19 protein-coding genes are annotated in these 19,390 nt (G+C 44.4%); all 19 read right to left on the minus strand.

Translation table 11 applies throughout. The annotated features are described in order from the left end of the window. Nucleotides 1–216: 216 nt before the first annotated feature. Complete coding sequence (locus tag GS601_RS15785; protein ID WP_162424251.1) at nucleotides 217–1,236, minus strand: SGNH/GDSL hydrolase family protein; 1,020 nt, start codon at nucleotides 1,234–1,236, stop codon at nucleotides 217–219. After that, on the minus strand, nucleotides 1,236–1,799 hold the full coding sequence (locus GS601_RS15790) for an ElyC/SanA/YdcF family protein (protein WP_162424252.1): 564 nt from the start codon (nucleotides 1,797–1,799) through the stop codon (nucleotides 1,236–1,238). Before GS601_RS15790 ends, GS601_RS15785 begins: the two co-directional genes overlap by 1 nt. Nucleotides 1,800–1,878: 79 nt before the next feature. Then, nucleotides 1,879–3,117 (minus strand): glycosyltransferase, encoded by a 1,239-nt coding sequence (locus tag GS601_RS15795; RefSeq protein ID WP_162424253.1) that lies wholly within the window; start codon nucleotides 3,115–3,117, stop codon nucleotides 1,879–1,881. Nucleotides 3,118–3,193: 76 nt separating this feature from the next. Beyond that, nucleotides 3,194–3,970, minus strand: coding sequence for a glycosyltransferase family 2 protein (locus GS601_RS15800; RefSeq protein WP_162424254.1), 777 nt, complete (start codon nucleotides 3,968–3,970; stop codon nucleotides 3,194–3,196). Beyond that, nucleotides 3,967–4,782, minus strand: coding sequence for a glycosyltransferase family A protein (locus GS601_RS15805; protein ID WP_162424255.1), 816 nt, complete (start codon nucleotides 4,780–4,782; stop codon nucleotides 3,967–3,969). The genes GS601_RS15800 and GS601_RS15805 overlap by 4 nt, the downstream gene beginning before the upstream one ends. Nucleotides 4,783–4,804: 22 nt before the next feature. Next, nucleotides 4,805–5,992 (minus strand): glycosyltransferase, encoded by a 1,188-nt coding sequence (locus tag GS601_RS15810; RefSeq protein WP_162424256.1) that lies wholly within the window; start codon nucleotides 5,990–5,992, stop codon nucleotides 4,805–4,807. 13 nt (nucleotides 5,993–6,005) lie between these two features. After that, entirely contained in the window at nucleotides 6,006–7,154 is a 1,149-nt protein-coding gene (locus GS601_RS15815) for a glycosyltransferase family 4 protein (protein WP_162424257.1), read from the minus strand. A 136-nt stretch (nucleotides 7,155–7,290) separates the two neighbouring features. Further along, nucleotides 7,291–8,631, minus strand: a complete 1,341-nt coding sequence (locus GS601_RS15820) for an O-antigen ligase family protein (protein WP_162424258.1) — start codon at nucleotides 8,629–8,631, stop codon at nucleotides 7,291–7,293. 37 nt (nucleotides 8,632–8,668) lie between these two features. After that, a complete protein-coding gene (locus tag GS601_RS15825) occupies nucleotides 8,669–9,934 on the minus strand; it encodes a glycosyltransferase (protein WP_162424259.1) in 1,266 nt (421 codons plus the stop codon). After that, nucleotides 9,921–10,976, minus strand: coding sequence for an NAD-dependent epimerase/dehydratase family protein (locus GS601_RS15830; RefSeq protein WP_162424260.1), 1,056 nt, complete (start codon nucleotides 10,974–10,976; stop codon nucleotides 9,921–9,923). Before GS601_RS15830 ends, GS601_RS15825 begins: the two co-directional genes overlap by 14 nt. 56 nt (nucleotides 10,977–11,032) lie before the next feature. Then, nucleotides 11,033–12,121: a glycosyltransferase family protein gene (locus GS601_RS15835; RefSeq protein ID WP_162424261.1), complete on the minus strand. Its 1,089-nt coding sequence runs from the start codon at nucleotides 12,119–12,121 to the stop codon at nucleotides 11,033–11,035. Nucleotides 12,122–12,303: 182 nt separating this feature from the next. Next, complete coding sequence (locus GS601_RS15840; RefSeq protein ID WP_162424262.1) at nucleotides 12,304–13,467, minus strand: glycosyltransferase; 1,164 nt, start codon at nucleotides 13,465–13,467, stop codon at nucleotides 12,304–12,306. Between the two features lie 37 nt (nucleotides 13,468–13,504). Continuing rightward, nucleotides 13,505–14,332, minus strand: coding sequence for a glycosyltransferase family 2 protein (locus tag GS601_RS15845; protein WP_162424263.1), 828 nt, complete (start codon nucleotides 14,330–14,332; stop codon nucleotides 13,505–13,507). 22 nt (nucleotides 14,333–14,354) lie between these two features. Beyond that, a complete protein-coding gene (locus GS601_RS15850; RefSeq protein WP_162424264.1) occupies nucleotides 14,355–15,284 on the minus strand; it encodes a class I SAM-dependent methyltransferase in 930 nt (309 codons plus the stop codon). Nucleotides 15,285–15,324: 40 nt separating this feature from the next. Next, a complete protein-coding gene (locus tag GS601_RS15855) occupies nucleotides 15,325–15,906 on the minus strand; it encodes an acyltransferase (RefSeq protein WP_202925133.1) in 582 nt (193 codons plus the stop codon). A gap of 21 nt (nucleotides 15,907–15,927) precedes the next feature. Continuing rightward, entirely contained in the window at nucleotides 15,928–17,154 is a 1,227-nt protein-coding gene (locus GS601_RS15860) for a glycosyltransferase family 4 protein (protein WP_338017053.1), read from the minus strand. Continuing rightward, nucleotides 17,120–17,671, minus strand: coding sequence for a KdsC family phosphatase (locus GS601_RS15865; RefSeq protein ID WP_162424265.1), 552 nt, complete (start codon nucleotides 17,669–17,671; stop codon nucleotides 17,120–17,122). The genes GS601_RS15860 and GS601_RS15865 overlap by 35 nt, the downstream gene beginning before the upstream one ends. Next, nucleotides 17,671–18,498 (minus strand): 3-deoxy-8-phosphooctulonate synthase, encoded by an 828-nt coding sequence (kdsA, locus tag GS601_RS15870; RefSeq protein ID WP_162424266.1) that lies wholly within the window; start codon nucleotides 18,496–18,498, stop codon nucleotides 17,671–17,673. The genes GS601_RS15865 and kdsA overlap by 1 nt, the downstream gene beginning before the upstream one ends. Continuing rightward, nucleotides 18,495–19,385, minus strand: a complete 891-nt coding sequence (locus GS601_RS15875; RefSeq protein WP_162424267.1) for a hypothetical protein — start codon at nucleotides 19,383–19,385, stop codon at nucleotides 18,495–18,497. Before GS601_RS15875 ends, kdsA begins: the two co-directional genes overlap by 4 nt. Nucleotides 19,386–19,390: the final 5 nt, after the last annotated feature.

The following is a 19,390-nucleotide window of genomic DNA, read 5'->3' on the forward strand; positions in this document are numbered from 1 at the left end:
ACCCCCTGCCTACGGCATCCCCCTTGGTCAGGAGGGGCTTTCCAGATCCTCTCTTGACTAAAGAGGGGTTGGGGGAAGTCGCACATCTGTAGAATTTACAGATTAAATTGGTATAAATTCTTCGCCTGTTTTAGAGACTGAAAATTTCGCAGCAGATTTTTCATCGTTGTCTCCATACGCCTTGGTTGAGGTTAAAGAACTCAAAGTCGAGGTGACTTAAATTTGAGCCGATGGTCTGCACCAAGCTGATTTTGATTGGGTACAGAGTTGCTGAAACAGTAAATCTGCGATCGCACGGTTGCCCGTTTCGGTTGGATGAATGTGATCGGCATAATAACTCGCGATCGTAGTGTCGGGCAGGTTTGCCCAAGCGGCTTGGATGTCTACAACGGGCACCTGAAGCGAATTTAGGAGGTTGAAAAACTCAGGCTTATAGGTTGGCACTGTACCTGTGAGACCCACATCATCAATATTGGGCGTATAAAGCACGATCACAGGGATCTGCTTGGCTTTGAGTTGTTGTATGGCTGTTTTCAGCGTTTGCATATTCTGGCTAAACAGTTCAGTAGCGTTCGACCGCAAGGGCTTGAACGAAGTCTCTGAAGCGGGTTCTGACGCCACAACCGCCGCTTTTTTCAATCGTTGCCATCGTGGCACAATGTAGCGTACCCAAGCTTCTTCGATCGCACAAGAGGGGGTTCGATCGGGAAAGCTTGGCGACTGCCCAATATGCTTTCCCTGACTCATGGGCTGGGTTAAATCACTCGTTCCAATTTGAAAGATGACGACATCACTCTCGAAAGTGCCAAATTTTTGCAGATACCGGACAGCATTGCCAATCCCCCACCCACCAGCCGCTGCATTCAGCACGTCCACTTTGGATTCTGCTTTGGATTCTGTTTGGGCAAGGCGAACTTTGAACAGTTCCGTGATTGTTTGCTGCTGATCGCTAAATACTCCACCATTAAGTACAGAATCGCCCAGCATCATAATTCTCAGCGTATCTGAGGGTTTCGGAAGCACAATCTCGTCCGATCGCTGAGAGTACTGATTAAATTTTATCCGTTTACCGAATCGATAAACCTCCTGATTTGGTTGAAATTGATAGCCCGTCTCCTCATCCGCCTGCCACAAGGGCGGTGTGCCTAGCCCAACAACAAATCGTAAAATCAGTTCAGCACTCAGAATGGCAACACCAAGTGCAATAAAAATCCAAAAGACTATTTTGGGGTTCATTATCGGGTAAGTGAACGACGTTTTAAGCTCGCTCCAGTTCGTCCTGTTACTAGCCACACTACAGATCGCCCAACATCTCGTAGAACTCGCAGTTGTGATTCTTGGCGATGCTCTCCAGAAACGCTGAGCGGAGTAAACGCGATGCCCTGGCTTCCTAAAACAATTGTTGCGATCGCAGATGCCCTATCCATGTGATAATCCGACGTCACCACATACACATGCTGAATACCGCGCCGCTTGAAATCGCTCACAGTGGTTGTGAAATTGGTAACAGTATCTGTGGCGCGGCGATCAAACCGTAATTGGGACGAGGGAATTCCAGCTTGGCGAAAAATGTTAGCCGCATCAGGAGAACCTGAAGACACCCAAATGGTCAATTGAGGCTGCTGAAGGGCAAGTTGAGCCGCAAAACTTTCGCGATCGCTCGACCCGCCCAAGATCAAAATAACTTCCGGATCGGGGGCTTGTTGTTGAGCGATGGCAAGCCTAGTTGGAATATAGCCAACGCCAAGCAGAACGAAAACAAAGGCGATGCACCGAGGCAGCCGAAATCGCGTAAACACAGTAAGTAGTTAGCATGGTAGAACCCCTACTTACTACTGTACTGCGTTTATTATGTTTGAGAAACGCTTTCCATTTGCATCACATTGTCTCCAACAGAGATTGAAGGCTGCCTCCACGACAGAGAATAGAGCTATTATTCACGTTTCGTAGGGTTTTGGAATCTTCATTGTTAATGTATAAATGAAGCTTGGAACCCTGATATTGTAGGAGAAAAGCAGCGATTTTTGAAGGATTTAGATAACAATCAAAATAATTTATTACGGCTGCTCTCATCTCTGAAATCTCTTCTTTGCTCATATGATTAATGTGGCTAATTAGTTTAGGCAAGTCCTCTAGCTGTTTATAAACAAAACAGTTTTTGCCATGCACTAATGCAGGCGAAAACCAATTTTCATAAGACAAAATTGGGATACATCCAACTGCCATCGCTTCAATTGCGTTGTGGCACATCAGCATATACCAGCCAGGTAATGCCAGAAAGAAATCCGCGATCGCTAACTCCCGTAGCCAATTTTCTGCCAACCCTTTGCTAGTGCAGAGCACAACCGAGTAAGCTTGATACTGCTTAGCCTGGGCAAGAATTTGTTGCCTTTGCTTAAAGTTACGAATTTCAACAATCTTAAGCTGTGAAGAATTTTCCAATAAAAACTCTACACAGCGATCGCGCGAAGGGACATGATAAGATTGCTCGATCAAATATCGGGTTTCTTCGTATCTTGTATTACCCGCAAAAAAAATTGAAATATGCCGCTCTTGGTCTCTGAATTTCTGGATCTCCTGGCTAAACTGATCATAATTTTGTAGCAAAAAAGGATGAATACCATAGGGCAACATGAAAGTATCACCCTCGCCCTTATCAACAGGTATTGATACGTCTGTCTCTATCTTGATCTGAACTGGAACCTTATCAAACGCTCCAATTTCATCTTTTTCAGAACTCACAATTGCCTTTGGTTTCAGACCGCATGAAGGAGTTGAAACAATCTTTAAATTTTTAATTGTAAAAAGCCTTCGTCCCTCATGAGTTAATTTGATGTAATTTTCTAAATTAAAATTCCAAATAAAAACAATTTGCGAGGGGGATGAACTGAAATAATGCAGAATCTGATAAATGTATCGATGTCCAAGCTTAGGAAGATATAACAATACAAAGTTTTCAGTATGAAGAGGCGTGATTTTATTTTGAAATCGCCGCTTCAAATAACCAAATCCTTGCACAGCTAGATTTTCAGACAACTTGGCGGGAAGCCTTTTTTCACATACGATTAGTTCAATCCCTTTGATCAAATGCTGTGTCGCTGACGTAATCTTTTTCAAAGCGCGTGCATGAAGCTGATGCTACATAGGGGTATGAAAATGGGGTACAAAAAAGGGGTACAAAAAATTTCTATATTTACTGTTTTTGAGAGGAAACTTCTGCCTCGATTAAATGAATTGAGAGTAGAATCTCAGCCAGCACTCGTTGAAAGGCATAGTACCAGCCTGCCCACCCATCCAAGATACCGCCTTTGAGAAATAGGCAGTAAATCAGAATTACGAGCGGCGCTAGAATTTTGCTTTTGCGGATGCGATCGCCTAAGCTCAATTCCTGTTCTGGCGTTGAAAGCAACTTCTTGACCTCCAATGCCATGTATCGATCTTGCGCCCAAAGCCAACGGCTCAGGGGTTTACGATCGTCATGATGAAAATAACTATCCAACATTGCATATTGACCAGAGACTTGCAAAACTTGAGTATGCCCATCATCAATATAAGTTGCTTTCTGGCGACGAAATAACGCTTGTCTGGGTGGCAAAATAGTTCCTCGAAGCGGCTTTCCAAACACACAATATTTAAACCGAATAGAGTAGCTATCAACTTCGGATGCATTGGATAAAGTGTTAATTTCAGAGACAAGTGCTTCAGGCACAATATAGTCAGCATCCAAAGACAGCACCCACTCTGTTTGAACTTGAGCTAACCCATAGTTCCACTGATTAGCATGAGTATCAAATTGACGTTGAAAGATCTCAACTTGAGGATGCAACTTTAGAATGTTGATAGTGCTATCAGTGCTATAGCTATCTACAACAACAATTCGTTTTGCCCAAGCTAGATGATCTAATATGCGACCAATATTTGGTGCCTCGTTGAACGTTAGAATGAGGGGTGTAACATCCTGAAGATTCATCTTAATTTGTTGCAGGTTTTACATTGTACAGAATAGAGACCGAATTCATCGCAAACTTGCTGAATCAGCGCTTTATAAACAAACAATCGATAGAAGCGTAGGGCATAAAATCTTACAAGCTCCTTAGGGTTTCCCGCTATTTCTTTTAGAAAAAGATGCGTTTGATACATCGAGTTTTCTGTATTGTCTGTACTATAAATCGCCCCAGGAAAGGGCAGGGGTTGTAGAGGCGAGCCGCGCTCTGCCATGACTATAGCTAACCGATGGTGTTGAAGAAATCGCTTATCATTAATGGCTAAAAATTCATCTTGGTCAATCAAAGGCTGGAGCAATTCACCTCTGACGATATTGCTTGTGCCACAAATGAGATGGAAGTTTTTTTTTCGCAGACGGATCGCTTTAGATCCTTCCCGATATTGATAACCCGTATTAAAAAACCATCCATTACAATCAGGATTTTCTTGCACAAATTGAGCAAGTTTATTACTAACGCAATCGTCAGAATCTAAAGTCATAAAATAAGCATTTTTGTCTTTATAGGCATAGCGTAAACCCGCCAAAATTTTTTGATATTTATCCGTATTTTTTGCATCTCTAGTTATAGACCTAGGCGGAGAGAAATCAACGTCTACATATTCCAAATAAGAATAAGTATTCTTTAAAGTTGGTCGCTCATGGCAAACAACAATAGTCCGAAATTTTGATGAGGTTTGATTTTGAACCGATAGAAGCGTTCTTTCAAGAAGATTAGAAACCGTCTCCCAAGATTTTGAAACTCTTTTACTTCTGAGCGGAATGATGAATACCAACATTGCGCTTTTCTTTCTCAATTTTTTAGCTAAAAGATTTGATTGGCTCTGCAATGTTTCCGTAGATTTGCACTATCTGTTTTGCAATTTGTTCCCAAGTATAGTGCTCGAAGATAAATCGACGCGCGCGATCGCCAACAGATCTCGCAACATCAGAAGATTCTAGACAGTACCGAAGCGTCTCTGCGATCGCATTAGTGTCTAAGGCAGGCACGTAGCCAAGCTGCTGTTCTTCAAGGACAGATGCAAGAGCAACACCTGGCGTCAAAATTGTCGTCAGCCCTGCTGCCATTGCTTCTAGCACAACCATCCCAAAATTCTCAGAACAAGAAGTGAGAGCAAAGAAGTCTGAGCCTTGAAGCAGCAGATCCTTAAATTCTCCCGTTACAAAGCCAGGGCGGTAAGTGCGCGTTTGAATTCCAGCCTTGTTTAGCAACAGATCTACTTCCTGCTCATAGTCTGGAGTTCCATTTCCTGCTAACACAAACGTAAATGGCAGATCAACGAGTTGTCCTAATGCTGGAATGAGATACTCTAAGCCTTTCTTGTAATGTAGCCGAGACATAAATAAAATAATCGGCTGCTCTGCCGGAAGCTTGAGTTGCTCGCGCAGTCGTGTACGAGCATGAGGAATTGGATCAGCAACGGAAACTCCTAGAGGCAAGACAACACTGGGAACATTGAGTGCCAATTGCTTAACTTCTTGTTCTTCCATAACTGATGTCAACTGCAAAAATTGGCTTTGTCGAATATTGTCACGCTCGATGAGCAATAAGTATAGTTGTTTTTTGAGTTTGCTTTGCTGAAGTGACCAGTTGCAGAGCAGTCCGTGTGGCTGATGAATGTAAGGAACTCGCTTCAGCCGTGCGATCGCCATCGCGATCGTGGATGGATAAGAAAACAGTGCATGGACATGAACTAAATCATACTCAGCAATATGGTTCCACAACCAAGTGGTGAGTGTCTTAGAGAAGGCAAATTCACGGATGGCAGACTGAGCCGGAGAAAAACGGGGAAAAAACCAGGTTGGAATGTGCTGGTACTCAACTTTCTGATGCAGTGAAACATCCAACAGCGCTTCTCCATCATCATTTGTGGTAGCAAGTTCTACATTGACTCCTTGCGACCTTAAAGCTCGTAGTAATCCCAAAACTGCTTGACTTGTTCCTCCCCTAGATAATCCAACAGAAGGGATGACGTGAAGAATTTTCATACAAGTAGTTTTTTTATGCGAATAAATTATGCTGAGCTTGACTCATTGCAAACCTTACAGCTTGACTCAAACCTTGAGCAAAATAAGCTGGCGAGAAATTCTGAATATGAGCTAAAGCAGCATTGCCCATTGCCTTAGCATCCGATTGTTCGGAACTCATTTTCAGCATTAACTCAGTCATGTGCTCAGAGTCATCTGGATCAAATCCCCAACCATTCACCCCTTCAATCACCAAATCTTCAAAACAGCCACAGCGATTGGAAACCAAAACAGGTAATCCTGCTGCCATTGCCTCGTTGATCACCAAGCCCCACTGCTCTTGAGTACTGGCATGAACGAAGCAACCCGCGTGAGCAAAATACGGCAATAACTCTTCTTGCTGAAGAAAGCCTGGTAAATGAATGCGATCGCTTAACCCCAGTTCTGCAATTTGTTGTTCAATCTGAGGGCGAAGCTGACCATCGCCGCACAAGACTAAATCCCAGGCTTGTGCATTCGCTTGTTGATAATAAGCAGCATAAGCAGAGACAAGATTTGATAGATTTTTTTTAGGGATAAAACGATTAATTGACAAAAAGAATGGTCGATCGATCGGTCGAAGCAGCGCGCCGATTTTAGATGGATGAAACGTGTCATTACCAACCACGTTATATCCGACTGCAATCTGCTCAGGCACCATTCCTAGCTTAGTCAAATATCGTTTCTGAGGTTTTCCGCCCACTAAAGCCGCTTGGAACTGTTTGATGATTGTGCGCTTAACCTGTTCCTGCCACCACCGACGTGAAGCATCATCTTCTTTAGTTGCAGAAAACAGAATTCTGCCTTTTCCCCTCCAAACTCCCCACATCAATGCCATCAGCATCGAAGGACGAAAATAGCCCATAATGGCGATCGCATCCGGTTGAACCCGCTCTAACGTTTTAAGCAGGGTTTGACCTAGCTTAATTGGATGAACCGCTTCAAGCTGCTGATTTTCGGTGATCGTAATAAACGGATAGGGAAGATTCTCAACGCTAGTCCTCCACTCGTAATCTGCTTCCGCTCGCGCCAGTTCGATTGCCGTCACCTGCCAATTTAAGTCTTGGCAAAGTTGATGCATCGCATTCACCCGTGCCAAATGATAAGGTCCATAATTTGTGAATAGCAAAGCAATATGAGTCATGATTTTTGTCTTGCGTCAACGCAGCGATCGCTTAGGTCTAATCCCCATCCATCTGTTGCGAGCGGTAGGTTTAAGTTAGGCGTTTATATGATCTATTGTTTTAATTTTCTTGATAAAGCTTTCTCATTCAATCCCATTAACTAGACTGAAGATTCTCTTGAATTTCTCGCTTACTCAATCTGACAAATGCAATAAGTACCCCAATTGAACACAAGGGAAGATAGTTTCTGTAAGGATCACCATGAAATGAAAACAAGCACAGAGCTTGGATAAAAAAGATAATACTAAACCCTGTCATAGTTGCGTAATCACTCTTGAGAAGCCGTAGTGGATGCCGAAGAGATCTTCGTTGATCAAGCTGAACCATACTTAACCCAATTACCTTGAAAAATTGATAGCTTAAACAAAGAAGTGGCACCGTAAATGTTAGAATCCCAAACACTCCAAACTCAGTCGCAACTTGTAGGAAAGCATTGTGTGCAGAGCCGCTGGAATAAAGACCATTTCCCCAAATAGGATTCTTTAGAAATAACTCCCATGCGTATTGATATATTGCTTGTCTTCCATCAATAGACATGTCTCCTCTTCCTCCGCTCGCCACTCGAAATAGAATATCAATCCTGCTAATTCCATTTTCAATGGCAGACGCGAGAAGAGAGGGTTCATCAGAGCGTTTTTCCGGTGACATAATTGCCATGACGGGATCTAAAATGATCAAACCGGACAGGAAGATCCCAGCGGCTAAAACAGTATTTGCGAAAAAGGTAGACGAGGCTTTATTAGAACTCAGCAAAATATAAAGAACATAGACACCCAGCAGAAAGGCACTCGCCAGCATAGATAGCGTTGCGCTACGAGTTCCAGACAAGGTGCAGACAAAAAATCCAGGAATACTAATGAGCAGCCAAATTGCCCTAGTAGATGTTTTTCCAGTTATCCACAAAATCAAACCAGATAAAAAGGCAAAAGCGCCTGTATAGCCAACCAAAATCGGATTGCCCGATGAGCCTGCTGCTAGTCGATTTCCGTTATCAACTAACATGGCACTGCCACTCATAACTTGAGCGAAAAGAACCAGTGATGTAACTGAAGCAGTTGCATTAGATGCGTAGCAAAAAACTTTAAATTGGCTAAAAGTGAGGCTTCGGGCAAGTACTAGTGCAAACCAATAAACGCTAAAGTAAATTGCCAAGTTTTCTGGAAACACTGTAGTTGGAGAAGGGAAGATTAAATCGTAGAGAAACATTGCTACGAAAGCAATATATAGTATATCAATCACTCCAATACGAAATAGATTTTGTTTAGGTTTTTTATCAGTAATAATAAACAAGAATGGTATTGAAATAAGAGCTACTTGAAAAATTCCAGTCAAAACATTAGAGCGAACTCCAACTAAACTTGAAAGTGTAAAATAGAGCGTTAGACCATGAACATAGGCACCTAAAAGAATAGCAGACCATTTTGATTTTGGTTTCATAACTTATTGATAAATCGCTGTAGACAAGGGATAACTTTTAGCGCGTTTGAGTCTGGTTCAGTAATTGATCACTGAGGGTTTTAACAAAGTTCTCAGCCAAATTTTGGTTGACAAAATGTTCCATCTTTTGACGATCGCATTGCCTATCTAGACCATCAAGTGCCTCTAAAATGCTCTGCGCGATCGCACCTGGTTTCTCTGCATCAACCGCCAGCCCAAGCTGATATCGACGGACAAGCTCTCCCATGAGACCAAAATCTGAGGCGATAACCGGCTTCTGCACGGCAGCGGCATGCACCAAAATCGAACTCATGCCGACATGGCGTTGATAGGGTGCTAACACAACATCAGCCATCTCAAAAAACGGCTGTGGCTCACGAATATAGCGATCGCAAACAATGATCTGCGTCGCCGATTGAGAAACCTGCTGGATACCGGCTTCAATTTCTGCTCGTTCTGATACACAAATTGCTCCGGCTAGCACCAAACAAACTCGCTGACGTGCGGCTGAGGGCAGGGCAGAAATTGCCTCAAACACCTGATGCATTCCTTTACGGGCACTTAACTCGCCTAGCATCAGAAAAACGGTGCGATCGCGCCCAATTCCTAATTCCTGCCGTAACTGCTCAGCAACCGTGCGATCGCACATGTGCAGTTGTACCGGATCTGCTAACGGCACGACCCTAACAGGCTCGCCAAATTGCTCGATTTGTTTCACAACAAATGGATCGAGACAGAACAGTGTATCCACCTCCGGCTTGCGTAAAATCAGGCGCAGCAGCAATTTTTGACGCCACTGACGGATTCTATCGGTATGAGCGGGCTTGTAATTGGCAAACTCACTGTAATGAAAGGTGGGTCTAAAATAGATGCCCCCAACTGGACACGGAGGCTTTTTACCCAACAAAAGCGGAACCTGCAAACTGTCGAAATACATCAGCAATCCATAGGTTGCTTGCAGTTGGCTCGCATACCGACAGAACAAATTCCATTCAGCAAACGAGCGAGAAATTAGAGAGGTCTGGCTCTGATAGTGAGCATACTCCTCGGCAGTAATCGCAGTAAACTGAATCTGGCTTTGGGCAGTCTCTAGCGCCAGTGAAACAACCTTGGGATGGCGATTGATGAACTCAGGCGACACCACAATCTGAAGCGTCCCTGGCAGATGGTTTTGCCGCCAATGGCTCACCAGATGCTGAATATAAACCGGATGATGCCCGCTAGACGCTAGATCAAACACAACAATGCAGCGATCGCTAGCGGTTTGTATCGTAGAATCCACCCCTTGATCAAGCAGTGGCATATTTCGCTCCCTCTGCGACAATGATCTCCTGCAAAATATCGGTAATGCTGCGTGTAATATCCCATTCTGGAAAATCACGTTTGAGCTTACGCAAATCAGAAATATAGCAAATGTGATCTCCAATGCGATTTTGATCTACATACACCCAATTCACGGTGCGTCCGGTCAATTTTTCAACCAAATCGAAGGTTTCCAGAATCGAAATACTGTTTTCTCGACCACCGCCTAAGTTGTACACCTCTCCTGGTCTAGGATTGCGCCGAAATGCCTCAAACGCCTGAATCACGTCATAGCTGTGGATGTTGTCTCGCACCTGCTTGCCTTTGTAGCCAAACACCTTGTATGTGCCTCCCGTTACCGCCACTTTGACGAGGTAAGACAGGAACCCATGCAGTTCAACCCCCGAATGAGACGGTCCGGTTAAACAACCACCCCGAAAAATTCCAACCTTCATGTCAAAATAGCGACCGTATTCTTGAGCAACAATGTCAGCCGCCGCCTTGGATGCACCAAAGAGCGAATGCAAACAGCGATCGATTCGGCAGGTTTCTGCAATACCAAAGTGATCATCTGCGTTAGCGTAGTCATACCGTTTCTCCAATTCTACGCGGGGCACTTCGTTAGGCGCATCGCCATACACTTTATTGGTGCTCATGTGAATGAAAATAGCATCGGGACAATGAAGGCGAGTTGCTTCGAGTAAATTCACAGTGCCCAATGCATTGACTTCAAAATCGAGCAGGGGAATTTGGCAGGCTTTGTCGTGGGAGGGTTGAGCCGCGCAGTGGATAATTAAATCAAAGGATTGGGTCTTAAAAAGATTGAAGAGAGCGGTGCGATCGCGAATATCAATGCTGTACGGCTCAAAGTTCTGAGTCCTAGATTTCAGACGCTGAAGATTCCAAGTGGTATCGCCCTGAGCACCAAAAAACTCAGCCCGCATATTGTTGTCAACGCCCACCACATAATGCCCTTGGCGATCGTAATACTCTACTGCTTCTGAACCAATCAACCCATTGGAACCTGTTACAAGGACATTCATGATTAATTACCGGGAATATTTGAACTACTTTGAGATGTATAAATACGCTCGCCTATTTAACTCGCAAGCTCTTTTAGGCAATCGATGAAGCGTTTCTCTGCCGCGATTGGGCGAGGCAACAGATCTGGCACTGGTAAGGGCTGACCCATCAAATCTGCCAACTCCAACCAGTCGTCATACCGATATACTCCAGCATATTCATCTGTGCTTCTACAGGCGTTGCTGTTAGCAATCATCGGAATTCCTGCAACGAGGAATTCCGGGATTCGAGTTAATGCACCAGACGTTGGCGTTTGATGAATTAAAGCGGCTTGGGCATGAATCAAAAAATCATTTAACGTTTCAGGGGACACTGAGCCATGTACTTTAAAGTCGGCGAGATTGACATGTGTGCTTAATCGTTCTGTTCCAAAGCCCACAATATCGACCTGAAACTCGAACGCTTTTCTCACATTGGTTAACCACTGGAGTTGTTCGATCATGCCCTGCTCGGTCGGCGGATTGTTGGCGTTTCCTAGAATCAAAAATCGGCGTTTCTCAGCATGGGATCGCGCGTCGCGAATGTTTAAGAGCCGCTCAAGCACAGGTTCGGGAGGGTAGTAGGGCAAATAATGAGCATTAATTCCTTTTGTTCTCAGCAACCACTCCTCTTCGCGAGAAATACAAAACACGACATTCGCCTTTGCCAACGCGCTCACTTCGGTCTCAAACCCTTCAAAGAAAGCGTCTTGCTTTGGCACTAGTGACTCTAGATTGTGGGGCATCGCAACAACCCGAAAGCCAACATCACTAGCAACATAAGGCGCAACATAATTTTTAGTCGCTTCCCACAGCAAAAGTTTGCTTCCGCTATGCTGTCGCAATCTAGTTTGATAAAGCTGCCGTTGAAATCCACAAAACGCTAACGCAACCGGGGAATAACCCACCTTTAGCCGATATTTTGTGATGAATCGAAGCGTCTTGGGATTGAGAATAGCGTTGATGCCTGCTAAGTAGCGGCTAAAGCGAGTGGTAAGTAGGGTGCGATCGAAGGGGGAAATATCAATGCTCGCCTTCTTAATCAGTTCAGCAATTTGCGCTGTCCGATGATTACCGCCATGTCCGTTGGGATCGGTTGTAAAGAAGGTGTCAACTAGTATGTTCATTTAAAGTTCAATTTAGCCTCAATTTTCACTCTTTTAAGGTCTCTAACATAAACTGCATATCGCTTGGATTCAGATAAGAACGCTTGCTACAAACGTCGTATTGGCTAGGAGTAAGTTTCATAGGATTGATCGCGATCGCTAATGAATTTTGTACAAAATGCCAGTAATAGTGAGAATCTGATTCAAGCAGTTTGAAGAGATTTTGCTAACACCGAGCCGTAACTCTGTAAATGCTGATCGAACACGGATGATATAGAGAGATGCTGACTCAGAAATAACACCTTCGGATCATCGGACTCGTTGCATAGAGGAATCAAATTTTGAATCGCTGTTGTTAACGCCTCAACGGTGTAGGAATCAAAAGTTTTAATCGCACCTGGCTTTAACTCGTTGTATTCCGCGACTTGAGGAATGTTGGAGGCGAGAATTGGGCGCGCCACCGAAATCCAGGTTGAGAGTGAACCAGAAGCAGAGGTTTGTCGGAACGGACAGACCGCTAGATCGGTCGCGACTAAATACTGTTCCAACTCCGACTCCGATAGATAACCCGTGACTCGGATGCGATCGCGCACTCCCTCTTTCTCTGCCAGTGCCATTAAGTCCTGATAAAACGCTTCATGTCCTGAACTGACGCCTCCAGCAAACACGACTCTGACGGTGGGCGGCAACTGCGCCAACGCTTGGACTAACAGTTGATGACCTTTACCACTGTAAATAAATCCCAGCAATGTGATTACCGTATTGTCTGCTAACCCCAAAGCTTGACGCGCCTCTGATCGAGTGATTTGAATCGATCGCGTTTCTACAAAATGCGGAATCACCTGAACGGTTTGCATCAAGGCGCGATCGCTCAGTCGTCTCGCTTCTTCCTGAGTGCAGACAAAGGCAAGGCGCGATCGCGCCATGATGTGTTGCAAAGCTAGAATCTGGGGCGACAGGCGATCGCGTAGAACTGCTTTCCCTAAATCTCGCAAACGGATCGAATCAGACGCTTTAGAAAAATAGCGTTGGGCTAGAGTTACGCTCGATGGGGGATAAAAAATATCGTGCAAGGTAACCACGAGCGGACAAGGGCAGCGCCGCATAAAGGTGTCAAGATGCCTTAATTGAGTCCAACCATCTCCCCAAATTGAGCGATTGTATTGAAAATGAACAACGTTAGCAGATCCTAAAGTTTGAGCAGCGCGAACCAAAGAGGCACAATCGCGGGTACGATCGCCTGTCAACACCACCTCTGCTTCAATAATAGAGAGATTTGACCGCCGCCGTGCCTCGGATGCTAATAGGCGTCCATAGCGAGCGATTCCATGCTCAGGAGACCCAATATGTAAGTAGCCAATTTGCATCCTGTACTGCCTCAAATGGGTGAGCAATGGAATAGTGCTAGGCTTGCGAGAGTTTAGGCAAAACGCGCAATACTCGACCCACTCTCCGCTTTGTCCACTTAGTCAACCTCATAGGCGTATTAAGCAAGAAGTAGAGCAGTGCGATTTGAAATTGCGAAAGGAGAGGGAGTTGATTTCGATAAGTTTTTAACAAGGCTTCTGCTCGCCGCGATCCTTCGCCCGATCGCCAATCTACAATTGTCTTCGTTCCTTCAATTTCACGATAGTTTCCCCACGTTTGATCCACATGCTTTGTGTGAGCAACTTGAACGGCTCTAAAAATGAAATCAATATCCATTGCATAGTGTTCATCTAGCTTGTATAGCCCGATCGTTTGATGCAAACACTTGTGATAGAAGTAAGCAGACGGATTAATCGGAGGAGGATTGATTTCTGCTCCCAGCAACAAGTCCGTCAGCTTGAGCTTTACCGGACGATTAAATTTTTTTAAGTCACCTGCATCATTCCAAACATTACAATTTCCTGTGACAAAACTGGGTTTTGGCAGCGATTGAAACACATCTAAAACGCGGTTGAGAACATCCGGTTCATAGTAATCATCAACATTCAGAAAACCTACGATTTCTCCCTTTGCTGTTGATATTCCTTTATTCATTGCATCAGATTGCCCCTGATCTTTTTCTGAGATCCACCGAATGTGAGAATGAGTTTGGGCATAGTGTTGGACAATTTCAATAGTGCGATCGCGAGACCCACCATCAACAATAAGATGCTCTACATCATCACAATTCTGTTGGATGACGCTCTGAATGCAAGACTCAATAAATCGCTCTCCATTGTACACCGGAGTGATGACGCTAATCATATAAAGCAATTCCTACTAACCATTACAGTACTTTGCGAATCCAGATACTTCCTCCCGTATTTTCTAAGCACAATGGCAAATTTTGCTCTAGTTCATTTAGATAAACTTGACCAATGAGTGAATTGAAATACAGAATATGAAACGCAGGATTAAACTGTAGAAATGCTCGTAAAACATAAGCTTCATTCCAAGCAAATCCCATTTTTATCCAACTTTCAGGATACTCAAAAGAGTAGAAGATATCGTGAAAGTGGATAATCACGCCTGGTTTAAGTCGAGGCAAAATTTCAAAAATAATGTGCGCGACATCACTTCCAACTTTTACAACATGAGACGAGTCAATAAATAAAATATCACTAGATTCTAAAGTCTCAAAAAGCTGTAAATCAACCTTCTGAATTGAATCTACAATCACTGTTTGTTTTTGCTGATCAGATTCGTTCAATAAACTATACAACCGTTCGGGATACGGCTCAATAAAGGTGAACTGAACTGACTGATCAAAGAAAGCATCATTCGTATCCAACATCACTGCCGAAGAGAAGCCTGAGCCAATTTCGATGACTCTTTTAGGCTTGAAGTGGCGCAGCATCGAATACAAAATAATCCCATCTGAATGACGGAAATATTGATTATCAAAGTAGTATCGACAGGATGAATTCTTCTCTTTAGTAAAAGGTAGCTCATTATAGTAAGTCGCAAACTCGTGAAGCAGTGAAAGCTGCTCTTGTTCTTTTAGATCAACTCCCAAGATTTCTTGACAGTTCTTGTTAAAGATCTCAGTGCCTTCTAAAATATCCGGGCTGGGAATAGGAGAGTAAAAATGTCCTGGCGGGTGTAGGCGTAAAAATGGAGAGTGAGAGTACTGCTGAAAGTGTTGCACCTCTTTTAGAAAAGAGTGTAGACCTTGAACTCCGGGTAGGTTACGAATGAGCGTTTTTGCTAGGCTCATAATCTGTCTCACTGACTGCACAACAAACGGTATCGATGTCTTACCAAAATGCAACGCACGACCCTAATTCATAGGATAGATTTCGGTTGCGATCGCCGATTTTCTTCGCTGGAACGCCGCCCACAATCTCAAACGGTGCAACCGATTGGGTTACCACTGCCCCAGCCGCAACAACTGCTCCGCGTCCAATCGTGACTCCAGGCAAAATCGTCGTCCTAGAACTAACCCAGGCATAATCTTCAATCACAACAGGTGCCCCAACACCGCCAAAGTTTGGATCATTCGGATCGTGCTGAGCCGTCCAAATCCAAGCTCCGGTAGACAAATTGACTGAGTTTCCAATAGTTAACCCCGATCGCCCATCCAAAACGCACTGATCTCCAATACTACTATTTTCACCAATGGTAATTTTGTGTGCGTCTCTAATCTGGCAACTGTTGTAGATGACGGAACTTGCTCCCATCTTTAATCCATAGACGTTTGTGTAAATCCAGGCTCTCATCCACTGCGACGGAACTTTACCTGCTCCCTGTAGACAGACGAATTTCAGAGAATCCAATAAATAACGTTTGGATGGAATCGCAAACGCAGACGTTTTGCTAAGAGAAATCATATCGGTCATAGATTCAGGCTCTAATCTGAGTTAGTTCTGCAAAATCTGATGATATAAATCGGCATAGCGTTGAGCTTGCAAATGCAGAGAATATTCTTCCAGCGCGATCGCGCGGCAGCTTTCTCGCATCTTCTGACGAAGTGCTTCATCGTCGAGTAAGGTTTTGATCCCATTGCTTAGATCATCAATATCCTCTGATTTCGCAAGATATCCTGTAATACCCGGACGAATCAGATCAGAAACACCGCCAACATCGCACGAAACCATTGGGGTTCCACAAGCCAAGCTTTCCTGCAAAACAAGTGGCAGATTATCTGCACGAGTCGGAAACACAAGCAAATCGGAGGCAGAATACGCGATCGCTTTAAGGGCATCATCTCTCACATAGCCAAGATTCATCGCCTGAATCCCAACTTTCTCAGCCAGCGTTGGATCTCCTTCTCCTAGCGTCAACATCACAATCTCTGCTTTGAGCGATGCGGGTAAGCGCTGTAACGCCGCTAAAACCAAATCGCCTCCCTTCCGCCGCTCTTGCAAATTATGGGCAACAAACAGCAAAACCTTCTTATGCTGCGGAATGTTTAGGTGATCCCGGCACTTCGCCATTTCAATTGGTTGGTAAGTTTCTATATCAATTCCATTCGGAATGTAGTAGACGGGAAACCGGTTAAGGAAGCGTTGATTCGTTAAATCTACAAGCCATCGGCTTGGTGCAATAAACGTGAGTTTTGCTCGATCGTAGACCCAATCTTTCAGCTTCCATTCCCAATGAGTACTATCTCGGCGAACGGGCGGAAAGATGCTGAGATCTGGACAGTTTCCACAGCCAATTTTCCAGCGATCGCAGCCATAGCTAAACGCGCAATGCCCAGTCAGCCACCACATATCGTGCATCGTCACAACAGCAGGTTTCGTTTGAACTAGTTCAGCGATCGCCAGGTAGTTGAAGTAGCCTGTATGCAAGTTGTGAAAGTTTAGCAGATCAGCCGATCGATAGAACGAGTGGTATTTAAGCTGAGCGGTCGAAAGCAGGTGAATGTGGTTGAATCCGAGTCGCTGAGTTAAGAGAGACAATCGTTTTTCGTTCTGAGATGCTTTAGCAATCTGGGCAACTCGCTCGTTGGGCGTTTCCGCCCGACCAACTAACAGATGAGACTCCACTCCTCGCTTCAGCAAGCCTTGATGTAAGTTATGTCCTGCGATCGCAGCCCCACCGAAATGATCAGATTGATTGATATGGAGAACGCGCATCAGCATGATCAGTAGAGGACGAATGATATTTTGCGATCAGATCACAGATTTCACGAACAGCCCCTTGCCCCCCTGCTTTTTGAGTGATGTACATCGCAACAGCCTGATTTTCAGGCATCGCATCTGCTACTGTAATCGGAACACCAACGCTCTGCATCGCAGGAAGATCAACTAGATCATCTCCCATGTAAGCCACACAATCGAGAGGTAAATTTAATGTCTGACACAACTGTTTGAGTGCTACCAACTTATCAGGAACGCCAATGTAAACATGGTGAATTCCTAAACGTTTGGCGCGATGCAAAGTTGCAGGAGATGAACCAGCCGAAAAAATCGCAACTTCAACGCCGCAACTCATAGCCCGCTGAATGCCTAAACCGTCTTTAACATTGAATTTCTTCAATTCCTCACCTGTTTCGGTGTAGTACAGCCCTCCGTCGGTGAGAACGCCATCCACATCAAGCGCGAGTAAACGAACTCCGGCCAAGCGTGCCTCAAATTCTGCCTGAGAAAGTGGTGCCATTAGTCAGAACCCGCTAAACTATCCCGGACTCGCAGAATTGGCTTTAATACTGCTTCTAACTGCGCCAATGGGATCATGTTGGGTCCATCACTGGGGGCATTGTCGGGATCTTCGTGCACCTCCATAAACAAGGCATCGATGCCAACGGCTGCCGCTGCTTTTGCTAAGTACGGAACAAAGTGCCGCTGTCCACCCGATTTGTCTCCTTGACCTCCGGGCATTTGAACACTGTGCGTTGCATCAAACACGATCGGGTAGCCAAATTCACGCATCTGCGGCAACGCTCGAAAGTCCACCACCAGAGCGTTATACCCAAAACTCGTGCCCCGCTCCGTCAACAGAATGTTTCTTGCGCCGCTCGTTTCAAGTTTGCGAACCACGTTTTTCATGTCCCACGGCGCGAGAAATTGCCCTTTCTTGACATTCACCGTTCGTCCCGTTTCTGCGGCTGCCATGAGTAAATCGGTTTGCCGACAGAGAAACGCGGGGATTTGTAGGATGTCTACGACTTCCGCCGCGATCGCAGCTTGAGAACTTTCGTGAATGTCAGTGAGAACGGGAACGCCGATCTTGTCTTTTACTTTCTGAAGAATCTCTAAGCCATCCTCGATCGCTTGACCACGAAAGGAGGTGATCGAGGTGCGATTGGCTTTGTCGAATGAAGATTTGAAAATAAAGGGGATAGATAAGCGATCGCAGACTTGCTTAATCTCGTCCGCCATTTTAAGTGTGAAGTCTTCTGACTCAATTACACAAGGCCCACCGATCAGCGCCAAAGGAGAGTGATCTCCGATTGAAAGAGTATCTGTTACTTGAATAGAGGTCATAGCTGAATTAGGTTAAGTTTCCACAGTAGTCTAATCTTGATCTTATGATAAAGAATTTGAAATTGATTACCCGTAAAATAGCGACTGATAAATTGTTTAGTACTTCCCTGAAAATGCAGCGAATTGAACCGAATTAATTGATTTAATTCTAGATTTTTACAGAAAGGCTGCCGATCAAACCACTGAATTTTCTTCAAGCCATTCTCCATCTCAAAACCACCACTGGATGAATCCATTTTGAGATCGAAAACTGCACCTTCTACGATCTCAGCGGTGGAATGAATATTGTCTGAATTGATTTGGTAAAATCGCCGCAATAGACTCATATCAGAGATTCCGCCGATTTGCATGATGGACAAACCTACGCGCTTTTCCTCACGCTCTTTTTGCTGCTCTTGAATGATGGCAAACAAAGCTAGATCAGAATAAGTATCCCGTATTAAATTACAAAATTTGCGAATTCCAGAAAGAGTAACAAACGAATTATGTCCGCATCCCTGTTTTTGAATTGTAAATTCGCAGTCTCCAAATTTTTTAACCTCCTCTGTTATATCCGTATAAAGCATTAAATCCGAATCGATGTGCATTGCTCGTTCAATTTGGTTTTTCTCCATAAACTCTTTGAGAATAAACCATCTTTGAAAGCAAATTAATTCGTACTCATAAGAATTAGGGCTTGCGTGCTTATCTCGATACAATTGCTCGAATTGGCGCGCTTCTTCAAAGTAATCTGATGCTTTTTGATGGCTCACAAAGCTGATCATCGCATTTCTAGAATCTCCTATTAAAATCACAGTCGAGCGCGGATTGGTTGCTTTTGCTTGCGCCAGCACATGAAGCAAATAAGGAGCATACCCGTAATGGATTGTGATGATTGGAATTGCCATTTTTA

It is taken from the genome of Myxacorys almedinensis A (assembly GCF_010091945.1).
In the GTDB taxonomy this organism is placed as follows: Bacteria; Cyanobacteriota; Cyanobacteriia; order Leptolyngbyales; family Leptolyngbyaceae; genus Myxacorys; species Myxacorys almedinensis.

Bases quoted from the DNA above. Each gene is read 5' to 3' on its own strand.
- GS601_RS15830 (WP_162424260.1), bottom strand. From the start codon at position 10,976: ATGAATGTCCTTGTAACAGGTTCCAATGGGTTGATTGGTTCAGAAGCA.
- GS601_RS15805 (WP_162424255.1), bottom strand. From the start codon at position 4,782: ATGTTGGTATTCATCATTCCGCTCAGAAGTAAAAGAGTTTCAAAATCT.
- GS601_RS15785 (WP_162424251.1), bottom strand. From the start codon at position 1,236: ATGAACCCCAAAATAGTCTTTTGGATTTTTATTGCACTTGGTGTTGCC.
- GS601_RS15825 (WP_162424259.1), bottom strand. From the start codon at position 9,934: ATGCCACTGCTTGATCAAGGGGTGGATTCTACGATACAAACCGCTAGC.
- GS601_RS15855 (WP_202925133.1), bottom strand. From the start codon at position 15,906: ATGACCGATATGATTTCTCTTAGCAAAACGTCTGCGTTTGCGATTCCA.
- GS601_RS15850 (WP_162424264.1), bottom strand. From the start codon at position 15,284: ATGAGCCTAGCAAAAACGCTCATTCGTAACCTACCCGGAGTTCAAGGT.
- GS601_RS15845 (WP_162424263.1), bottom strand. From the start codon at position 14,332: ATGATTAGCGTCATCACTCCGGTGTACAATGGAGAGCGATTTATTGAG.
- GS601_RS15815 (WP_162424257.1), bottom strand. From the start codon at position 7,154: ATGACTCATATTGCTTTGCTATTCACAAATTATGGACCTTATCATTTG.
- kdsA (WP_162424266.1), bottom strand. From the start codon at position 18,498: ATGACCTCTATTCAAGTAACAGATACTCTTTCAATCGGAGATCACTCT.
- GS601_RS15800 (WP_162424254.1), bottom strand. From the start codon at position 3,970: ATGAATCTTCAGGATGTTACACCCCTCATTCTAACGTTCAACGAGGCA.
- GS601_RS15865 (WP_162424265.1), bottom strand. From the start codon at position 17,671: ATGGCACCACTTTCTCAGGCAGAATTTGAGGCACGCTTGGCCGGAGTT.
- GS601_RS15840 (WP_162424262.1), bottom strand. From the start codon at position 13,467: ATGCAAATTGGCTACTTACATATTGGGTCTCCTGAGCATGGAATCGCT.
- GS601_RS15810 (WP_162424256.1), bottom strand. From the start codon at position 5,992: ATGAAAATTCTTCACGTCATCCCTTCTGTTGGATTATCTAGGGGAGGA.
- GS601_RS15875 (WP_162424267.1), bottom strand. From the start codon at position 19,385: ATGGCAATTCCAATCATCACAATCCATTACGGGTATGCTCCTTATTTG.
- GS601_RS15820 (WP_162424258.1), bottom strand. From the start codon at position 8,631: ATGAAACCAAAATCAAAATGGTCTGCTATTCTTTTAGGTGCCTATGTT.
- GS601_RS15835 (WP_162424261.1), bottom strand. From the start codon at position 12,121: ATGAACATACTAGTTGACACCTTCTTTACAACCGATCCCAACGGACAT.
- GS601_RS15860 (WP_338017053.1), bottom strand. From the start codon at position 17,154: ATGCTGATGCGCGTTCTCCATATCAATCAATCTGATCATTTCGGTGGG.